General features: G+C 53.1%; 22 protein-coding genes. 4 read left to right on the top strand and 18 right to left on the bottom strand.

What is annotated here, in order from left to right; all coding sequences use genetic code 11:
• From rplC to fkpA, 13 genes are all read right to left on the bottom strand, one after another.
• The gene (rplC, locus tag ACA108_01770) at positions 1-630 is read right to left on the bottom strand and encodes a 50S ribosomal protein L3 (protein ID XEX96302.1); all 630 of its coding nucleotides are present in this window, start codon (positions 628-630) and stop codon (positions 1-3) included.
• 31 nt (positions 631-661) lie between these two features.
• Positions 662-973: a 30S ribosomal protein S10 gene (gene rpsJ / locus ACA108_01765; GenBank protein XEX96301.1), complete on the bottom strand. Its 312-nt coding sequence runs from the start codon at positions 971-973 to the stop codon at positions 662-664.
• Positions 974-1368: 395 nt separating this feature from the next.
• The gene (gene bfr, locus ACA108_01760) at positions 1369-1845 is read right to left on the bottom strand and encodes a bacterioferritin (GenBank protein ID XEX96300.1); all 477 of its coding nucleotides are present in this window, start codon (positions 1843-1845) and stop codon (positions 1369-1371) included.
• Between the two features lie 72 nt (positions 1846-1917).
• Positions 1918-2112 carry a bacterioferritin-associated ferredoxin gene (bfd, locus tag ACA108_01755; GenBank protein ID XEX96299.1) on the bottom strand — a complete coding sequence of 65 codons (195 nt, stop codon included), beginning with the start codon at positions 2110-2112 and terminating at the stop codon, positions 1918-1920.
• 148 nt (positions 2113-2260) lie between these two features.
• Positions 2261-3445: an elongation factor Tu gene (tuf, locus tag ACA108_01750; protein XEX96298.1), complete on the bottom strand. Its 1185-nt coding sequence runs from the start codon at positions 3443-3445 to the stop codon at positions 2261-2263.
• Positions 3446-3516: 71 nt separating this feature from the next.
• A complete protein-coding gene (fusA, locus tag ACA108_01745) occupies positions 3517-5631 on the bottom strand; it encodes an elongation factor G (GenBank protein XEX96297.1) in 2115 nt (704 codons plus the stop codon).
• Between the two features lie 93 nt (positions 5632-5724).
• Positions 5725-6195 carry a 30S ribosomal protein S7 gene (rpsG, locus tag ACA108_01740; protein XEX96296.1) on the bottom strand — a complete coding sequence of 157 codons (471 nt, stop codon included), beginning with the start codon at positions 6193-6195 and terminating at the stop codon, positions 5725-5727.
• Between the two features lie 95 nt (positions 6196-6290).
• Positions 6291-6665 (bottom strand): 30S ribosomal protein S12, encoded by a 375-nt coding sequence (rpsL, locus tag ACA108_01735; protein XEX96295.1) that lies wholly within the window; start codon positions 6663-6665, stop codon positions 6291-6293.
• 125 nt (positions 6666-6790) lie between these two features.
• Complete coding sequence (gene tusB, locus ACA108_01730; protein ID XEX96294.1) at positions 6791-7078, bottom strand: sulfurtransferase complex subunit TusB; 288 nt, start codon at positions 7076-7078, stop codon at positions 6791-6793.
• 6 nt (positions 7079-7084) lie between these two features.
• Positions 7085-7444: a sulfurtransferase complex subunit TusC gene (tusC, locus tag ACA108_01725; GenBank protein XEX96293.1), complete on the bottom strand. Its 360-nt coding sequence runs from the start codon at positions 7442-7444 to the stop codon at positions 7085-7087.
• Entirely contained in the window at positions 7444-7830 is a 387-nt protein-coding gene (tusD, locus tag ACA108_01720) for a sulfurtransferase complex subunit TusD (protein ID XEX96292.1), read from the bottom strand. Before tusD ends, tusC begins: the two co-directional genes overlap by 1 nt.
• Positions 7830-8552, bottom strand: coding sequence for a transcriptional regulator (locus ACA108_01715; GenBank protein XEX96291.1), 723 nt, complete (start codon positions 8550-8552; stop codon positions 7830-7832). Before ACA108_01715 ends, tusD begins: the two co-directional genes overlap by 1 nt.
• A 183-nt stretch (positions 8553-8735) precedes the next feature.
• The gene (gene fkpA, locus ACA108_01710; protein XEX96290.1) at positions 8736-9587 is read right to left on the bottom strand and encodes an FKBP-type peptidyl-prolyl cis-trans isomerase; all 852 of its coding nucleotides are present in this window, start codon (positions 9585-9587) and stop codon (positions 8736-8738) included.
• Between the two features lie 227 nt (positions 9588-9814).
• On the opposite strand from fkpA, the gene ACA108_01705 reads away from it, so the two are divergent.
• The gene (locus tag ACA108_01705; protein XEX96289.1) at positions 9815-10033 is read left to right on the top strand and encodes a protein SlyX; all 219 of its coding nucleotides are present in this window, start codon (positions 9815-9817) and stop codon (positions 10031-10033) included.
• Positions 10034-10089: 56 nt separating this feature from the next.
• Here ACA108_01705 and slyD read toward each other — a convergent pair whose 3' ends face one another.
• The 4 genes from slyD to kefG form a co-directional block, all read right to left on the bottom strand.
• On the bottom strand, positions 10090-10662 hold the full coding sequence (slyD, locus tag ACA108_01700; GenBank protein ID XEX96288.1) for a peptidylprolyl isomerase: 573 nt from the start codon (positions 10660-10662) through the stop codon (positions 10090-10092).
• A 94-nt stretch (positions 10663-10756) separates the two neighbouring features.
• Entirely contained in the window at positions 10757-10957 is a 201-nt protein-coding gene (locus tag ACA108_01695; protein XEX96287.1) for a YheV family putative zinc ribbon protein, read from the bottom strand.
• A 12-nt stretch (positions 10958-10969) separates the two neighbouring features.
• Complete coding sequence (gene kefB / locus ACA108_01690) at positions 10970-12775, bottom strand: glutathione-regulated potassium-efflux system protein KefB (GenBank protein ID XEX96286.1); 1806 nt, start codon at positions 12773-12775, stop codon at positions 10970-10972.
• Positions 12775-13326 carry a glutathione-regulated potassium-efflux system ancillary protein KefG gene (kefG, locus tag ACA108_01685; GenBank protein ID XEX98000.1) on the bottom strand — a complete coding sequence of 184 codons (552 nt, stop codon included), beginning with the start codon at positions 13324-13326 and terminating at the stop codon, positions 12775-12777. The genes kefB and kefG overlap by 1 nt, the downstream gene beginning before the upstream one ends.
• Positions 13327-13449: 123 nt before the next feature.
• On the opposite strand from kefG, the gene ACA108_01680 reads away from it, so the two are divergent.
• Positions 13450-15354: an ABC transporter ATP-binding protein gene (locus tag ACA108_01680; protein XEX96285.1), complete on the top strand. Its 1905-nt coding sequence runs from the start codon at positions 13450-13452 to the stop codon at positions 15352-15354.
• Positions 15355-15431: 77 nt separating this feature from the next.
• Here the strand turns inward: ACA108_01680 and ACA108_01675 are convergent, their stop codons facing one another.
• Positions 15432-16031 (bottom strand): LysE family translocator, encoded by a 600-nt coding sequence (locus ACA108_01675; protein XEX96284.1) that lies wholly within the window; start codon positions 16029-16031, stop codon positions 15432-15434.
• A gap of 61 nt (positions 16032-16092) precedes the next feature.
• Here ACA108_01675 and ACA108_01670 point away from each other — a divergent pair, with 61 nt between their 5' ends.
• Together ACA108_01670 and ACA108_01665 are read left to right on the top strand one after the other, a co-directional pair.
• Complete coding sequence (locus tag ACA108_01670) at positions 16093-17109, top strand: hydrolase (GenBank protein ID XEX96283.1); 1017 nt, start codon at positions 16093-16095, stop codon at positions 17107-17109.
• Between the two features lies 1 nt (position 17110).
• Positions 17111-17329, top strand: coding sequence for a YheU family protein (locus ACA108_01665; GenBank protein ID XEX96282.1), 219 nt, complete (start codon positions 17111-17113; stop codon positions 17327-17329).
• Positions 17330-17463: the final 134 nt, after the last annotated feature.

Genomic DNA, 17463 nt, shown 5'->3' with positions numbered 1-17463 from the left:
TCACGCCTTCACAGCTGGTTTAACAATAAGGTCGCTACCGGTTGCGCCCGGAACTGCACCTTTAACCAGCAGCAGGTTGCGCTCAGCGTCAACGCGTACTACATCCAGACTCTGAACGGTTACACGTTCGTTGCCCAGTTGGCCTGCCATTTTCTTGCCTTTGAACACTTTGCCCGGAGTCTGGTTCTGACCGATAGAACCCGGAACGCGGTGGGACAAGGAGTTACCGTGTGTAGCGTCCTGGGTACGGAAGTTCCAGCGCTTAACGGTACCTGCGAAACCTTTACCTTTAGAGGTGCCAGTTACGTCAACTTTTTTGACTTCTGCAAACAGCTCAACGCTAATGTCCTGACCTACGGTGAACTCTTCGCCTTCAGCAAGACGGAATTCCCACAGACCACGGCCAGCTTCTACGCCAGCTTTAGCGAAGTGACCAGCTTCCGGCTTAGTTACACGGTTAGCTTTTTTAGCGCCAGTGGTAACTTGAACAGCACGGTAGCCGTCGTTAGCCAGGTCTTTAACCTGAGTAACACGGTTTGCTTCAACTTCAATTACGGTTACAGGGATAGAAACGCCGTCTTCTGTGAAGATACGGGTCATACCCACTTTTTTACCGACTAAACCAATCATTGTTTCAACCTCTCAATCGTCAATGACCTGATTAACCCAGGCTGATCTGCACGTCTACACCAGCAGCCAGATCCAGACGCATCAGAGCATCAACGGTTTTCTCAGTTGGCTCAACGATGTCAACCAGACGCTTGTGAGTGCGAATTTCGTACTGATCGCGCGCGTCTTTGTTGACGTGCGGGGAAATCAGAACGGTAAAGCGCTCTTTGCGGGTCGGCAGCGGGATCGGACCACGGACTTGCGCACCAGTGCGCTTAGCAGTCTCGACGATTTCCGCAGTTGATTGATCGATCAGACGATGATCAAACGCTTTAAGGCGGATACGGATTCTTTGGTTCTGCATGAGACCAGAGCTCCAATTATTTTATAGACGAAAAAAATTACTACTCGCACCCATTACGATTGATGGGAGAGTGTAATCGTTCATACATAGTTCCCCAATTGGGAACATTGTTGGCAGCAAACTGCACTACCGGGTTCTTATCGAACCAGCCGTCAATTAAGACAGGCCCGCGCATTATACGTAAATCCAGCCACTAAGCAAGCCATGCTTACGATTTAAACAGTATTTTCCTTCGGTGAGGTGATTAAAGCGGTTTAAAGAATGAACGAAGGGTCGGTGAGATTGAAGGCAAAGAAGCAAAGCCCTCACCACACCGCTACCTTTTGGCGCTCACCTTCAGATAGCGGGTGGTGTTACGTGATACATTAACGAACATAGGTTAACGATGAATGAAATTAGCTTTGTTCTTTAATCTGCGACTGAAGGTAGTTCTGTAGACCAATTTTAGAAATCAAATCCAGCTCTGTTTCCAGCCAGTCAATGTGATGCTCTTCTTCCGCGAGGATTTGAATCATCATGTCCCGACTAACGTAGTCGTGGATGGTATCTGCATATGCGATGGCTTCGCGCAGATCTTTGGCCCCTTCCATTTCGAGATTGAGATCTGACTGGAGCATCTCTTCGACGTCTTCACCGATATGAAGCTTGCCTAAATCCTGCAGGTTGGGAATGCCTTCAAGAAAGAGAATACGCTCGATGTACTTATCGGCGTGTTTCATTTCATCGATGGATTCATGGTATTCGACTTCATTGAGGCGCATCAGGCCCCAGTTTTTGAACATTCTCGCATGGAGAAAATACTGATTGATCGCGACAAGCTCGTTTCCCAATAATTTATTGAGATAATTTATTATCTTAATATCACCTTTCATTTTTTACTCCCTCCGCTTCCACTACATGAAGCGTAGATGTAGCACGGAGTAAGTCAAAAAAAAGTGACGAGCTTAAGCGATCTCTTTAAATTCCGGGATCTGCAGCAACTCTTCCTGCATGATTTCCCGCGCGGCTCTGATGCACTTGCCACACTGGTTCCCTACCGGGATAAACTTGCGGAGCTGCTGGAAAGACTGAGGCTGAAACTGGCGAACTGCCTGACGAATTTTTTTATCACTCACACCATTACACAAGCAAACGTACATAAGCACTCCCGTTCAAATTCTGCGCAAAGTGTAAATGAGAATAGTTATGATTACAATAGCACAGAGCCGATGAGTGAAAGCCAGCCGCGATAAAAAAAGTAAAAAAAAGAGCGCCGAAGCGCTCTTTTTTATACAAAGGTATCAGCGATTAAGCGATAACTTTAGCAACAACGCCAGCACCAACAGTACGGCCGCCTTCACGGATTGCGAAACGCAGACCGTCGTCCATCGCGATTGGGTGGATCAGGGTAACAACCATTTTGATGTTGTCGCCCGGCATAACCATCTCTACGCCTTCTGGCAGTTCGATGGTACCCGTCACGTCAGTTGTACGGAAATAGAACTGTGGACGGTAGCCTTTGAAGAACGGAGTATGACGGCCGCCTTCGTCTTTGGACAGGATATAAACTTCAGATTCGAACTGAGTGTGCGGCTTGATAGAGCCTGGCTTAGCCAGTACCTGACCACGTTCGATTTCTTCACGTTTGATACCACGCAGCAGAACACCAACGTTCTCACCAGCACGGCCTTCGTCCAGCAATTTGCGGAACATTTCAACGCCGGTACAGGTAGACTTAGCAGTCTCTTTGATACCAACGATTTCAACTTCTTCGCCAACTTTAACGATACCGCGCTCTACACGACCGGTAACAACAGTACCACGGCCGGAGATGGAGAATACGTCTTCGATAGGCAGCAGGAATGGCTTGTCGATAGCACGCTCTGGCTCTGGGATGTAAGAATCCAGGTAGCCTGCCAGTTCAACAATCTTCGCTTCCCACTCTGCTTCGCCTTCCAGCGCTTTCAGAGCAGAACCACGTACGATAGGCGTATCGTCACCCGGGAAGTCGTACTGGGACAGAAGTTCACGAACTTCCATTTCTACCAGTTCCAGCAGCTCTTCATCATCAACCATGTCGCACTTGTTCAGGAACACGATGATGAATGGAACGCCAACCTGACGACCCAGCAGGATGTGCTCACGGGTCTGAGGCATTGGGCCGTCAGTCGCAGCAACAACCAAGATAGCGCCGTCCATCTGAGCAGCACCGGTGATCATGTTCTTAACGTAGTCGGCGTGCCCTGGGCAGTCAACGTGCGCGTAGTGGCGAGTCGGGGTGTCATATTCAACGTGGGAAGTGTTGATGGTGATACCACGAGCTTTTTCTTCTGGTGCGTTATCGATCTGGTCGAATGCACGAGCAGAACCACCGAAGGTTTTAGCCAGAACGGTAGTGATTGCAGCAGTCAGAGTAGTTTTACCATGGTCAACGTGGCCGATTGTGCCGACGTTGACGTGTGGTTTTGTACGTTCAAATTTTTCTTTAGACACGGCTATATTCCTTACTGTTGTGCTCTCCCCTCAAGGAGAGAGCACGGGATCATTGTTTTAAAAACCTGGGCTTATTTACCACGGGCTTCGATTACGGCCTGAGCAACGTTGTTTGGCGCGTCATCATACTTCAGGAATTCCATGGAGTAAGATGCACGACCTTTGGTCAGAGAACGCAGCTGAGTTGCGTACCCGAACATTTCTGACAACGGAACTTCGGCATGAATCTGTACGCCAGTAGCGTTAGATTCCTGACCTTTCAGCTGACCACGACGACGGCTAAGATCACCGATAACGTCACCGGTGTTCTCTTCCGGAGTCTCTACTTCAACCTTCATGATAGGTTCAAGCAGAACTGGTTTCGCTTTCTTAAAGCCATCTTTGAAGGCGATAGAAGCGGCCAGTTTAAACGCCAGTTCAGAGGAGTCAACGTCGTGGTAAGAACCGAAGTGCAGACGCACGCCGAGATCTACTACCGGGTAACCAGCCAGTGGGCCAGACTTCAGCTGCTCCTGGATACCTTTATCAACGGCTGGGATGTATTCGCCAGGAATCACACCACCTTTGATGTCGTTGATGAACTCGTAGCCTTTCGGATTTGAGCCCGGCTCCAGTGGGTACATGTCGATCACAACGTGACCATACTGACCGCGACCACCAGACTGCTTAGCGTGTTTACCTTCAATATCGGTAACTTTCGCGCGAATCGCTTCACGGTAAGCAACCTGAGGTTTACCCACGTTCGCTTCAACGTTGAATTCACGCTTCATGCGGTCAACGATGATGTCGAGGTGAAGTTCACCCATACCAGCGATGATAGTCTGGTTAGATTCTTCATCAGTCCATACGCGGAATGATGGATCTTCTTTCGCCAGACGACCCAGAGCCAGACCCATTTTTTCCTGGTCAGCTTTGGTTTTTGGTTCTACTGCGATGGAGATTACCGGCTCCGGGAATTCCATACGTTCCAGAATGATCACGTTGTCTGGGTCACAGATGGTGTCACCAGTCGTCACGTCTTTCAGACCGATTGCAGCAGCGATATCGCCCGCGCGAACTTCTTTGATCTCTTCACGTTTGTTAGCGTGCATCTGTACGATACGGCCAAAACGCTCACGAGCAGATTTCACTGGGTTATATACGGTATCACCGGAGTTAACCACGCCAGAGTACACGCGGAAGAACGTCAGGTTACCCACGAACGGGTCAGTAGCGATTTTGAATGCCAGTGCAGCAAACGGCTCATCATCACTAGCGTGACGCTCGGAAGGGGTGTCCTTACCGTCGTCCAGCATACCGTTGATAGCCGGTACGTCTGTAGGTGCTGGCAGGTAATCAATTACCGCATCCAGCATTGCCTGTACGCCTTTGTTCTTGAACGCAGAACCACAGGTCACGAGAATGATCTCGTTGTTCAGAACGCGCTGACGAAGAGCAGTCTTGATTTCTTCCTCGGTCAGGTCTTCGCCGCCCAGGTATTTTTCCATCAGCTCTTCAGATGCTTCAGCTGCAGACTCGATCAGATTCTGGTGCCATTCTTCAGCCAGTTCGACCATGTCTGCTGGGATGTCTTCGTATTCGAAGGTCACGCCAGCATCAGCTTCGTTCCAGTTGATAGCTTTCATTTTCACCAGGTCAACAACACCGGTGAAGCCTTCTTCGGCACCAATCGCCAGCTGAAGCGGAACAGGGTTCGCGCCCAGACGGGATTTAATCTGGCCTACAACTTTCAGGAAGTTAGCACCCATGCGGTCCATTTTGTTAACGAACGCGATGCGTGGAACTTTGTATTTGTTAGCCTGACGCCATACGGTCTCAGACTGTGGCTGAACACCACCAACTGCGCAGTAAACCATTACCGCACCGTCAAGCACACGCATGGAACGTTCAACTTCGATGGTGAAGTCAACGTGCCCTGGGGTGTCGATGATGTTTACGCGGTGTGGTTCATACTGCTTAGCCATACCAGACCAGAATGCAGTAGTCGCTGCGGATGTGATAGTGATACCACGCTCCTGCTCCTGCTCCATCCAGTCCATGGTTGCTGCGCCGTCATGAACTTCACCGATTTTGTGGTTTACACCGGTGTAGAACAGAATACGTTCGGTAGTAGTGGTTTTACCGGCGTCGATGTGTGCACTGATACCAATGTTACGGTAGCGTGCAATGGGTGTTGTACGAGCCATTTGATTCCTCTATATCCTGGGACGTTCAGTTAAGTAACCCAAAGCGGGCAGCTTGTATGAAGCGCCCGCCTGGTGACTAATACTCCGAAGGGATTACCAACGGTAGTGTGCGAACGCCTTGTTGGCTTCTGCCATACGGTGAACGTCTTCACGTTTCTTAACTGCAGTGCCTTTGTTTTCTGCAGCATCAGAAAGTTCGTTCGCCAGGCGCAGAGCCATGGATTTATCACCGCGTTTACGAGCAGCTTCTACGATCCAACGCATTGCCAGGGCATTACGACGAACCGGACGGACTTCTACTGGAACCTGATAAGTAGAACCACCTACGCGGCGGGACTTAACTTCGACAGTCGGACGAACGTTGTCCAGAGCGACTTCGAAAGCTTCCAGCTCGTTTTTACCAGAACGCTGAGCCAGGGTCTCCAGCGCGGTATAGACGATTGCTTCTGCAGTAGATTTCTTACCATCTACCATCAGAATGTTTACAAATTTGGCCAGCAGTTCTGATCCGAACTTAGGATCCGGCAGAATTTTACGCTGACCTATGACGCGACGACGTGGCATGGGAATACTCCGTTGTTAATTCAGGATTGTCCAAAACTCAAAGAGTTAAGTTTGACATTAATATAAAACGTTTGGCCTTACTTAACGGAGAACCATTAAGCCTTAGGACGCTTCACGCCGTACTTAGAACGAGATTGCTTACGGTCTTTAACGCCGGAGCAGTCAAGTGCACCACGAACGGTGTGGTAACGAACACCTGGCAAGTCTTTTACACGACCACCACGGATCAGGATCACGGAGTGCTCCTGCAGGTTGTGACCTTCACCGCCGATGTAGGAGGTAACTTCAAAACCGTTAGTCAGACGAACACGGCAAACTTTACGCAGTGCGGAGTTCGGTTTTTTAGGAGTGGTAGTATATACACGAGTACATACGCCACGTTTTTGCGGGCAGGCTTCCAGCGCAGGCACGTTGCTTTTTGCAACTTTGCGTGCGCGTGGTTTGCGAACCAGCTGGTTAACTGTTGCCATTAAATAGCTCCTGGTTTTAGCTTTAGCTTCGTAAACACGTAATAAAATCGACCTCATATAATATGAGGACGCAGAATTTTAGGGCTGAGCCGAAAAGGTGTCAAGAAATATACAGCGATCCTGGTCTACCAGGTGATCTGCCGTTCGTGTTTAACCGTCATTCTGACGAAGTCATTATAGCTTACCGCGTCGATTTTGGTTGAAATTTGAGCAGTCAGGCCGCGAGCTTCAAGATCTTCATGCAGCGCGTAAAGTGATATGGGGGCAGCGAGCAGCAATTCAAGCTGACGGCAGCCTTCTACGGCCGCTGTCACGCCGTCCTGAATGAGCAGGAGCTCGTCTCCTGTACTGAGATAGCGCAGCAGCATGTTGATATCAATTGCAAAAGGCGAGCAGGACAGAATATGCAGCATGGGGCCTCAGAAAGTTAATAGTACGTCAAATTGATGCAGTTTCTCCCGCAGCGCATCCGCTGCGAGTACCTCAACGTCAACCACCCACGCACTGTTTTCGGCCACACCGCGCTCACGAGCGGACTCTACACACAGATAGCATTGCTCAATATCGTATAGAGGCAATACCCGGAACGTAGCGATGTAATCGCGTGAAAGAATTTTTCCAGGCTGCTGGTCAGGTAAAATCTGAAATACGCCGTCGCCGATAAAAAACACGCCAATATCTTCCGACAGTGCCGAGGTGGCAAGTAAGGCATCCAACCCTTCCCGCCCAGCGGAACTGCCGTGCGGCGCCGAGGTAAATACAAAGGCCACTCGTTTCATCAGAACTGCACCGTTCTGTCACAGGTCAGGGAAGCTTCAGCAAGCGCACCTAGCCCGCTCAGGCTGAAACCAGGCTGCAGGTTGCTTGCGCTAAGCCCGTTTTGTTTTGCTTCCGTCTCATCCACAACGCCACGACGCAAGGCAGCAGCAACGCAGATATGAAGCGCAACGCCATGCTGGTTATGAAGCTTCTGCCAGGCGCGCACAACGTCCACCTCATCGCTGGCAGGCGTCGTAAATTGATTAGCGTTCAGCACGCCTTCGCGGTAGAAGAATACGCTGCTGAGCGTATGACCTTCACTGATAACGGCCCGAGCAAACTGCAGCGCACTGCTGGCCTGCTGCGTTCCATAAGCCGGACCGGTGACCATGATTGCAAAACGCATTACCTTTCCTGTCCCATGAAATCCCCGTTTTTGAACTGGCGGATATAGAGATAGACGGTGTGCTTGGAGATGTTCAGACGGTCGGCCACCTGGTTGATAGCATCTTTGATATCAAAGATCCCTTTCTCATAGAGGTTAAGCACTATCTGACGATTCTTGGCATTATTGGAGACGTTGCGGTCAGCATTCACCTCTTCAATAGTGAACTCCAGCGTCTGGGTGACCAGATCTTCAACCGAGGACGCAAAGTTGACCGACGAAGGCACCTCTTGCGTTTCAGGTTGTACAAACGTCGCCATAATCTGCGAGAACGGCACATCCAGGTTGATATTGATACACAACAGGCCGATGACGCGCTCGTCACGGTTACGGATGGCAATAGTCTCAGACTTCATCAGCACGCCGCTTTTAGCCCTCGTGAAGTAGCATTTAGAGACACTACTGTCGGCGCCGGTCATGTCGTGGAGCATTCGCAAAGCAAGGTCGGTAATCGGCGAGCCAATTTTTCGCCCGGTGTGCTCACCGTTAGCAATACGAATGGCTGAACACTTTAAATCCTGAAGAGAATGCAGCACGATTTCGCAATGGGAACCAATCAGCATCGCCAGCCCGTCGACCACCGCCTCGTAGGATTTTAAGATTTCAAAGTCGGTTGGTTCAAAAGGACGCTGGTCCAGCAGGTCAAGCTCGCTGGTTTCGTTGGTCAAAAGCGAATTGGACATTAAAAGATACCACCCTCTAAAGAGAGCCTGTCGCGCTTTATTGGTGTCAGGGCAGACTCATACTCAGTTGCAATGCTGGCTGTTAAGGTAATACAGCGAGAGACCCGCTTTCCAGTCTTTATTATTATATGGCGCGACAAATAAAAAACCGCCGCCCCTGGGGGCGGCGGCTTATGGCTGAGATTACTTGCTTTTCGCAGCGTCGTCAGCTTTTGCATCCGGCGCGGCTTCTGCTGCCTGCGCTTCTGCTTTAGGGTCTGCCTTCGGTGCCGGTTTGATATCCAGCAGCTCTACGTCGAAGACCAGGGTAGAGTTAGCAGGGATCCCCGGAACGCCGGTTTTACCGTATGCCAGTTCTGGTGGGATAACCATTTTGATCTTGCCGCCTTTCTTAATGTTTTTCAGGCCTTCGGTCCAGCCTGGGATAACACCGTCAAGACGGAAGGAAAGAGGCTCGCCGCGAGTATAAGAGTTATCGAACTCTTTACCGTCAATCAGCGTGCCTTTGTAGTTAACAACAACCGTATCGCTGTCTTTTGGCGCTTCACCAGAACCCGCTTTTTCTACCTGATACATCAGGCCGGTAGAGGAAGTTTTAACACCTTTCTCTTTAGCGAAAGCATCACGGAAGGTTTTACCTTTATCAGCATTCTCTTTCGCGTCTTTTTCCATCTTCGCCTGGGCGGAGGTTTTCACACGGGCTTCGAATGCCTGCAGAGTTTGCTCGATTTCCTGGTCAGACAGTTTGCTCTTGTCTGCAAACGCGTCCTGAACGCCGGCAATCAGCTGAGTTTTATCCAGCTTGATGCCCAGCTTCTCTTGTTCTTTCAGAGAATTTTCCATGTAACGGCCCAGTGAAGCACCCAGCGCATAGGCTGATTTCTGGTCGTCATTTTTGAATGACGCGTTGCTTGCAGGGGCAGCGGCGGCATCTTTGGCAGGGGCTGCCGCGGTAGCTGGAGCAGCGAACGCCGGTGCGCTCAGGGCAACAACCATCGTGGTCGCCAGTAACGTTACTTTAAAAAGTGATTTCATCCATTTCTCCAGGGCCGGGGCCTCTAACCCCAAGGTTATTTTAAATAAGAGACGTACTATAACGTCGCGAGAGAAAACTACACAATCTCCGTGCTCGTTATCGAGTCAAATTCAGACTCTTTTTGTATGCAGAAGTTTCGTCTAAGGGCAAATGACGCTGTCACCGAGGCTGTTTTTCAGTAAAATCCCTGGAAATTGTCCATCCGCAGGCCTGCAAGAGGTGAGCCATGCAACAAAAAACGACCGAACAACGACTGGAAGAACTTGAGAGTCGTCTCGCATTTCAGGAGATAACCATCGAGGAGTTAAACCAGACAGTCACGGCACACGAGCTGGAGATGGTCAGGCTGCGCGAGCATTTTCGTCTGCTGGTCGACAAGCTTAAAGCCAGCCAGCCGTCGATGATCGCCTCCCAGGCCGAAGAGACTCCCCCACCGCATTATTAACTGTCGGAAAAGAAAAAGGCGCGTCATTCGACACGCCTTTTTTTATCGCTTTACGCTTAGTGGCAGCCGCAGCCGCCATTACCACCGCAACCACCTTTTCCGTGGTCATGGTCGTGGTCGTGACCACCGCAGCAACCACCTTCGTGGTCGTGGTGGTGATCGTGCTCGCCGTGAACGTGGCCGTGCGCCAGCTCTTCAGCCGTTGCTTCACGAATCGCGATAACTTCAACGTTGAAGTTCAGGTTCTGGCCAGCCAGCATGTGGTTACCGTCAACGACAACGTGGTCGTCTTCAACTTCGGTGATTTCAACCGGCACTGGCCCCTGGTCGGTTTCAGCCATGAAGCGCATGCCAACCTGCAGTTCATCAACGCCCATGAACACGTCTTTAGGAACGCGCTGCACCAGGTTGTCATCGTACTGACCGTAAGCGTCGTTTGCACCAACGGAGACGTCAAACTTGTCGCCAACAACGTGGCCGTCAAGCGCGGTTTCCAGCCCTGAAATCAGGGAGCCGTGACCATGCAGATAGTCCAGCGGCGCACTCACCGGAGACTCATCAACCAACACACCGTCTTCTGTACGTACCTGATAGGCCAGGCTGACCACCAGGTCTTTTGCTACTTTCATGATATCTCCTGAGCGTGGGAAAAAAACTGGCGACGATTGTAGCGGAAATCGACGCCGCTGTACCCTTAAGCTTAAAAAAACTCGGGGGATCGCGCTAGTCCGGATGGAAAATGCCGATCACCTGCTCTTGCTCGCGCACGTGTTCGCGGGCCTGCTTATCGGCTTCGCGCATCTGGTGGCCGCACTTAACACATTCAACGATATCAATATTATTCTCGCGCCACATCGCAAGAGAATCCTGCGCCTGGCACTGGGGGCAGACGGCCCCGGCAATAAAACGTTTACGCACTGACATTGGCTTCACCTTTTATTCAAATTCGTCCCAGCCATCAAGCTGGCGGCGCTCCTGTTGCATCTCACGCTCGAAAATCTCTTCCAGCTCCCGGCGGGCTTCCTTCACTCTGGAGATTTGCACCGTATCCGTATGAATGGGCATCAGTTCTCGCAGCATACGCATATCCAGGCGGCGGAAGTGTAGCTGGGCGCGATGGGCCTGGTGGGGATGCATTCCCAGGGTCATCAGGGCCTTACGGCCAAGCTCCAGCGCGCTGGAGAATGTCTCACGGGAGAACTGCTTCACCCCGGCCTGCAACAGCTCATGTGCCTCCACGCGCCCTCTGGCTCGCGCCAGAATTGCCAGATGCGGAAAGTGTTGCTGACACAGATGGACGATTTTCATCGTGTCTTCCGGTTCGTTGCAGGTAACCACGATGGATTTTGCCGCTTCGGCCCCCGCCGAACGCAGAAGTTCCACCTCGGTCGCGTCGCCGTAATAGACCTTATAGCCATACTTGCGCATCAGGCTGACCGAGCTGATATCCCGCTCCAGCACCGTGATACGCATTTTATTCGCCATCAGCAGACGGCCTATTACCTGCCCGAAACGCCCGAAGCCGACGATAATCACCTGCGGCTGGTCATCTTCAACATACGGCTTCTCATCGCTCTCTTCGACCGTGTTAAAACGCCGGGCGAGGATGGCATCCACTCCCTTCATCAATAACGGCGTGGTCATCATTGAAAGCGTGACGGCCACCAGCAGGAGCGGCATCTGGTCGCCCTGGAAAAGCTTCTGGGACGAGGCCGCAGAGAACAGCACAAACGCAAACTCCCCGCTCTGGCTCAGCACGCCCGAAAACTGCAGGCGCTCGGAGCTGCGCAAGCCGTAAACGTAGGATATACCGTAGAGCACGGCAAACTTAAGCGCGACCAGTACAACAACGCCGCTGATAACCAGCAGCAGATGGGTATAGAGCACGCCAAGGTTTAATGCCATCCCCACGGAGATAAAGAACAGCCCGAGCAATAATCCTTTGAACGGATCGATCGCGATTTCCAGTTCGTGCCGGTATTCGCTTTCCGCCAGCAGCACGCCCGCAATAAACGTCCCCAGCGCCATCGACAGCCCCAGCGCGTCCATAAACAGCGCCGAACCGAGCACCAGCAGCAGCGCGGCGGCAGTGAAGACCTCACGCACGCCGGACCCGGCGATAAAGCGGAACAAAGGCCGCAGCAGATAGCGTCCACCAATCAACATGCCCGCAAATGCCAGCACCTTAAAGCCGACTTTAATCCAGTCGGTGTGTCCGTCGTCGCTGCCCGCCAGCAGCGGCACCAGCGCCAGCGCCGGGATCACGGCTAAGTCCTGGAACAGCAGCACCGAAAACCCAAGCTGCCCCGCTTCATTGCGGTTCATCCCCTTGTCACGCATCAGCTGTAAAGCCATCGCGGTCGAGGACATGGCAAGGCCAATTCCGCCAATCACCGCCGCCTGCCACGAAAACTTCGTCAGCATAAGCAGCCCGGCAAGCACCGCGGCGCTCAGCACTACCTGAGCCGCACCCACGCCAAATATCGACCGCCGCAGCGCCCAAAGCTTCGACGGATTCAGTTCCAGCCCGATGATAAACATCAGGAACACCACGCCCAGCTCGGAGAAGTGTAGAATTTCGTCCACGTCACTGATAAAGCCCAGGCCCCACGGTCCGATGGCAATGCCCGCCAGCAGATAGCCAAGCACGGCGCCAATGCCCAGACGGGCGGCAATCGGCACGGCAACCACCGCGGCAAACAGGAACAGCACGCCCGCCAGCAATAAATCAGAACCTTCCATCAGCGACCTCCCGGCAACAGCGGTGCGGCCAGCCAGTCGCCATAGGCCCTGGCATGGCTTGCCAGCTCCTGGGATGTCTGACGGCGCGCCCAGTAAACAATCATCGGGTTGAGCCAGTGCATCCGGCACATCGCCGCAGTCAGCTCAAAGGGCCGTAAAATATCGGTCAGCGGGAAACGGTTAAAGCCATCGAGACGGTAGGCACCCTCCGGTTCGCCGGTTGTTATCACGCTGCGCCAGTACTTTCCCGCCAGCGCGTTTCCTCCCACGCCGCTGGCAAAACCACGGCTCAACACGCGATCCAGCCACTCTTTGAGCAAGGCCGGACAGCTGTAGGTATAAAGCGGGTGTTGAAAGACGATGACATCGTGTTCTTGCAGCAGGGCCTGCTCGTGGTAGATATCAATAAAAAAGTCAGGATAATGCGCGTAAAGGTCATGCACGGTGACATTTGCGAGCTGCTGAGCCGGCTGAAGCAACACCCGGTTAGCGACCGAGTCCTGTGATTCCGGATGGGCATACAGCAGCAAAACTTTCGGCGGCTGCGACATCATTACCCTCCAGGGCGTCGTCATAGTGATTATTTTGGGCTACCATGCAGCCCGACGTGATGCCTGGCACCACGTTCCCCAAATATAATGACAATTTAACATACTCTGAACATACGGCGCTTTATGATTGTTTTCTCCTCGTTACAAATTCGTCGCGGCACCCGCGTCCTGCTGGACAACGCGACCGCCACCATTAACCCAGGCCAGAAAGTGGGTCTTGTGGGTAAAAACGGCTGCGGTAAATCCACGCTGCTGGCGCTTTTAAAGAACGAGATAAGCGCCGATGGTGGCAGCATGACCTTCCCGTCTAACTGGGCGCTGGCCTGGGTGAATCAGGAAACCCCAGCGCTGGAAATGCCGGCCATTGAGTACGTGATTGACGGCGATCGTGAATTCCGCCTGTTGGAAGCGGAGCTGGCGCAGGCAAACGTTCGCAACGACGGCCACGCCATCGCGCTGGTACACGGCAAGCTTGATGCGGTCGATGCGTGGACCATCCGCTCCCGCGCCTCAAGCCTGCTGCACGGCCTGGGCTTCAGCAATGAGGAACTCGAACGTCCGGTGAGCGACTTCTCGGGCGGCTGGCGCATGCGTTTGAACCTGGCGCAGGCGCTTATCTGCCGCTCCGACCTGCTGCTGCTCGATGAACCAACCAACCACCTGGATCTGGACGCGGTTATCTGGCTGGAAAGGTGGCTGAAAAACTATTCGGGCACGCTAATTCTGATTTCCCACGACCGCGACTTCCTTGATCCGGTTGTCGGCAAAATCATTCATATCGAACAGCAAAGCATGTACGAATACACCGGCAACTACTCATCGTTTGAGGGCCAGCGCGCGACTCGCCTTGCCCAGCAGCAATCGATGTATGAAAGCCAGCAGGAGCGCGTGGCGCATCTGCAAAGCTTTATCGACCGCTTTAAGGCTAAAGCTACGAAGGCGAAGCAAGCCCAAAGCCGCGTGAAGATGCTCGAGCGCATGGAGCTGATTGCCCCTGCGCACGTGGACAACCCGTTCCACTTTAGCTTCCGCGCTCCGGAAAGCCTGCCGAACCCGCTGCTGCGGATGGAAAAAGTCAGCGCCGGTTATGGTGACCGCGTGATCCTCAACTCGATTAAGTTGAACCTGGTGCCGGGTTCGCGCATCGGTCTTTTGGGTCGCAACGGCGCGGGTAAATCAACGCTGATCAAGCTACTGGCGGGCGAACTTGCCCCGCTGCAGGGCGACATTGGTCTGGCAAAGGGCATTAAGCTCGGTTACTTTGCCCAGCATCAGCTTGAATACCTGCGCGCGGACGAATCACCCATTCAGCATCTTGCGCGCATTGCACCGAAAGAGCCTGAACAGCAGCTACGGGACTACCTGGGCGGCTTTGGTTTCCAGGGCGATAAGGTCACCGAACGCACCGAGTGCTTCTCCGGCGGCGAAAAAGCCCGCCTGGTGCTTGCGCTGGTCGTCTGGCAGCGCCCTAACCTGCTGCTGCTCGATGAACCAACGAACCATCTCGATCTCGACATGCGTCAGGCGTTAACCGAAGCGCTGATCGACTTCGAAGGCGCGCTGGTTGTCGTTTCCCACGACCGTCACCTGCTGCGCTCAACTACCGATGACCTCTATCTGGTGCACGACGGCAAAGTTGAAGCCTTCGATGGTGATTTGGAAGATTACCAGCAGTGGCTGAGCGACCTGCAAAAGCAGGATAACCAGCCGGACGATGCCGCTAAAGACAACGCCAACAGCGCTCAGAACCGCAAAGACCAGAAGCGCCGCGAAGCAGAGTTAAGGACCCAGACCCAGCCGCTGCGCAAGCAGATCACCACGCTTGAAAAGCAGATGGAAAAGCTCAACAAACAGCTGGCAGAAGTCGAAGAGAAGCTGGCCGATAGCGCCATCTACGAGCAGAGCCGTAAAGCGGAAATGACCGAATGCCTGCAAACGCAGGTGAAGGTGAAGTCGGCGCTTGAAGAGTGCGAAATGGAATGGCTGGACGCCCATGAACAGCTAGAGCAGATGATGCAGGCTGAATAAGAATTTGTAGGTCGGTTAAGCGTAGCGTCATCCGAAGGGTAAATGGCGGGAGCGCTTCGCTTTCCCGCCTTACAGTGTCACCGCCAGATCAGCAGCACGCAGGCCGCGGTCAGCAGCCCCATAAAGATATTGAAGATTGCCCACGCCCGGCGGCTGCGCAGCAGTTTTCCAATCAGGCTGCCGAAGGCAATCCAGATAACACCGGCCACAATGTTAACCAGCGCTATGCCAATACTGATTAACACAACGGAATGCAGGTACTGGGAACCCGCGAGGCTAAAGCTGGCAACCGCGCCCAGCGCCATCAGCCAGGCTTTTGGGTTGATAACCTGTAGCAAACCGCCCTGCCAGAAAGGGATGGGCGCAGGCGGCGGGGCATCGGTTTCCAGCCGCTCATAGGTGGCCGTGCCAATTTTCCATGCCAGCCACAAAAGGTAAATACTGCCGGCAATCTTCAGGATAAGGTGCAGCGCCGGGTAAAGCAGAATCAGGCTGCCCACGCCACAGGCCACCAGCAGCAAAATACACTGCATGCCAAGCATGATGCCGATCATCAGCGGTAAGCTGCGGACAAATCCGTAGTTGGCTCCAGATGAGGTAAGTAACGTATTATTAGGACCCGGGGTTATCGCTGCGACCCAGAGAAAGCCCAGCATTGATAAGAAAAGCGTTTCCATGACGTGGGTGCTCCACACCCAAAAGTAATAATTAGCAACTGAATGAAACTAACAGTGTGATATGGATCAGACAAGCCCCGCAGAATTGAATTTTAATCATGATGATGGCCAGGAATTCCGCCCGATGCGCGGTATGACCAACCCTCACCTGCAAACCATGCTGCCGCGTGTGATCCGCCGTCGCGTCAAATTTAAGCCCCACTGGCAGCGTCTGGATATGCCGGACGGGGATTTCGTCGATCTTGCCTGGAGCGAAGACCCGCGTGAGGCGATGCATAAGCCGCGTCTGGTGGTGTTTCATGGCCTCGAAGGAAGCCTGCACAGCCCCTATGCCCACGGTCTCATTGAAGCCGCGCAAAAGCGCGGTTGGCTGGGCGTGGTCATGCACTTTCGCGGCTGTAGCGGCGTGCCGAACCGCATGGGGCGAATCTACCATTCCGGGGAAACCGAAGACGGCAGCTATTTTCTGAACTGGCTCACGCTGCGCTACGGGGCTGTTCCCACCGCGGCGGTAGGCTTTTCACTTGGGGGCAACATGCTCGCCTGCCTGATGGCGAAACAGGGCACAGACTGCACGCTGAAGGCTGGCGTCATCGTCTCTGCGCCGCTGATGCTGGAGCAGTGCTGCTACCATATGGAACAAGGCTTCTCGCGGTTCTATCAGCGCTATCTGCTAAATCTGTTAAAAAAGAACGCCGCCCGCAAATTGAGAAGCTATCCGGGAACGCTGCCGGTAGATCTTCGTCAGCTCAAAGGCGTACGCCGTATCCGCGACTTTGACGACCTTGTCACCTCAAAAATCCACGGCTTTGCTGATGCGCTGGATTACTACCGCCAGTGCAGCGCTATGCCGCTGCTGCCGGACATCGCCCAGCCAACGTTGATTATCCATGCCAAGGACGATCCGTTTATGGATCATCACGTTATTCCTGATAAAGCCACGTTACCGGCTAATATTGAATATCAGCTCACCACCCACGGCGGCCACGTTGGCTTCGTTGGTGGCACATTACGCAGGCCGGAGATGTGGCTCGAACAGCGCATTCCCGACTGGCTAACGCAGTATCTGGACAACTAATATGTTACTTCCCTGGCAGGATATAGATCCCGAGACGCTGGATAATCTCATCGAATCCTTTGTGTTACGCGAAGGGACAGATTATGGTGAACAGGAGCGCTCGCTGGCGGCAAAGGTCGCAGACGTGAAGCGCCAGCTGCAAAGCCGGGAGGCGGTGCTGGTCTGGTCTGAACTTCATGAGACGGTGAATATTATGCCGCGCGGCCAGTTCCGCGGCTGATTAACACTACTCCCGACTCTGACCGTCGTAGGGTGGATAAGCTCCAGCGCCATCCACCACTGCGCCTGAGTCTGAGTCTGATGACGCAAAGCTAACCCGCCCAACGAAAACGCTCCGTTCGGTTAACCTTACAC

Origin of the sequence: Dryocola sp. LX212 (assembly GCA_041504365.1) — a bacterium.
Lineage (GTDB): Bacteria > Pseudomonadota > Gammaproteobacteria > Enterobacterales > Enterobacteriaceae > Dryocola.
This window is presented reverse-complemented; position numbering and strand designations above follow the sequence as displayed.

Bases quoted from the DNA above. Each gene is read 5' to 3' on its own strand.
- rplC (XEX96302.1), bottom strand. From the start codon at position 630: ATGATTGGTTTAGTCGGTAAAAAAGTGGGTATGACCCGTATCTTCACA.
- rpsJ (XEX96301.1), bottom strand. From the start codon at position 973: ATGCAGAACCAAAGAATCCGTATCCGCCTTAAAGCGTTTGATCATCGT.
- bfr (XEX96300.1), bottom strand. From the start codon at position 1,845: ATGAAAGGTGATATTAAGATAATAAATTATCTCAATAAATTATTGGGA.
- bfd (XEX96299.1), bottom strand. From the start codon at position 2,112: ATGTACGTTTGCTTGTGTAATGGTGTGAGTGATAAAAAAATTCGTCAG.
- fusA (XEX96297.1), bottom strand. From the start codon at position 5,631: ATGGCTCGTACAACACCCATTGCACGCTACCGTAACATTGGTATCAGT.
- rpsG (XEX96296.1), bottom strand. From the start codon at position 6,195: ATGCCACGTCGTCGCGTCATAGGTCAGCGTAAAATTCTGCCGGATCCT.
- rpsL (XEX96295.1), bottom strand. From the start codon at position 6,665: ATGGCAACAGTTAACCAGCTGGTTCGCAAACCACGCGCACGCAAAGTT.
- tusB (XEX96294.1), bottom strand. From the start codon at position 7,078: ATGCTGCATATTCTGTCCTGCTCGCCTTTTGCAATTGATATCAACATG.
- tusC (XEX96293.1), bottom strand. From the start codon at position 7,444: ATGAAACGAGTGGCCTTTGTATTTACCTCGGCGCCGCACGGCAGTTCC.
- tusD (XEX96292.1), bottom strand. From the start codon at position 7,830: ATGCGTTTTGCAATCATGGTCACCGGTCCGGCTTATGGAACGCAGCAG.
- ACA108_01715 (XEX96291.1), bottom strand. From the start codon at position 8,552: ATGTCCAATTCGCTTTTGACCAACGAAACCAGCGAGCTTGACCTGCTG.
- fkpA (XEX96290.1), bottom strand. From the start codon at position 9,587: ATGAAATCACTTTTTAAAGTAACGTTACTGGCGACCACGATGGTTGTT.
- ACA108_01705 (XEX96289.1), top strand. From the start codon at position 9,815: ATGCAACAAAAAACGACCGAACAACGACTGGAAGAACTTGAGAGTCGT.
- slyD (XEX96288.1), bottom strand. From the start codon at position 10,662: ATGAAAGTAGCAAAAGACCTGGTGGTCAGCCTGGCCTATCAGGTACGT.
- ACA108_01695 (XEX96287.1), bottom strand. From the start codon at position 10,957: ATGTCAGTGCGTAAACGTTTTATTGCCGGGGCCGTCTGCCCCCAGTGC.
- kefB (XEX96286.1), bottom strand. From the start codon at position 12,775: ATGGAAGGTTCTGATTTATTGCTGGCGGGCGTGCTGTTCCTGTTTGCC.
- kefG (XEX98000.1), bottom strand. From the start codon at position 13,326: ATGTCGCAGCCGCCGAAAGTTTTGCTGCTGTATGCCCATCCGGAATCA.
- ACA108_01680 (XEX96285.1), top strand. From the start codon at position 13,450: ATGATTGTTTTCTCCTCGTTACAAATTCGTCGCGGCACCCGCGTCCTG.
- ACA108_01675 (XEX96284.1), bottom strand. From the start codon at position 16,031: ATGGAAACGCTTTTCTTATCAATGCTGGGCTTTCTCTGGGTCGCAGCG.
- ACA108_01670 (XEX96283.1), top strand. From the start codon at position 16,093: ATGGATCAGACAAGCCCCGCAGAATTGAATTTTAATCATGATGATGGC.
- ACA108_01665 (XEX96282.1), top strand. From the start codon at position 17,111: ATGTTACTTCCCTGGCAGGATATAGATCCCGAGACGCTGGATAATCTC.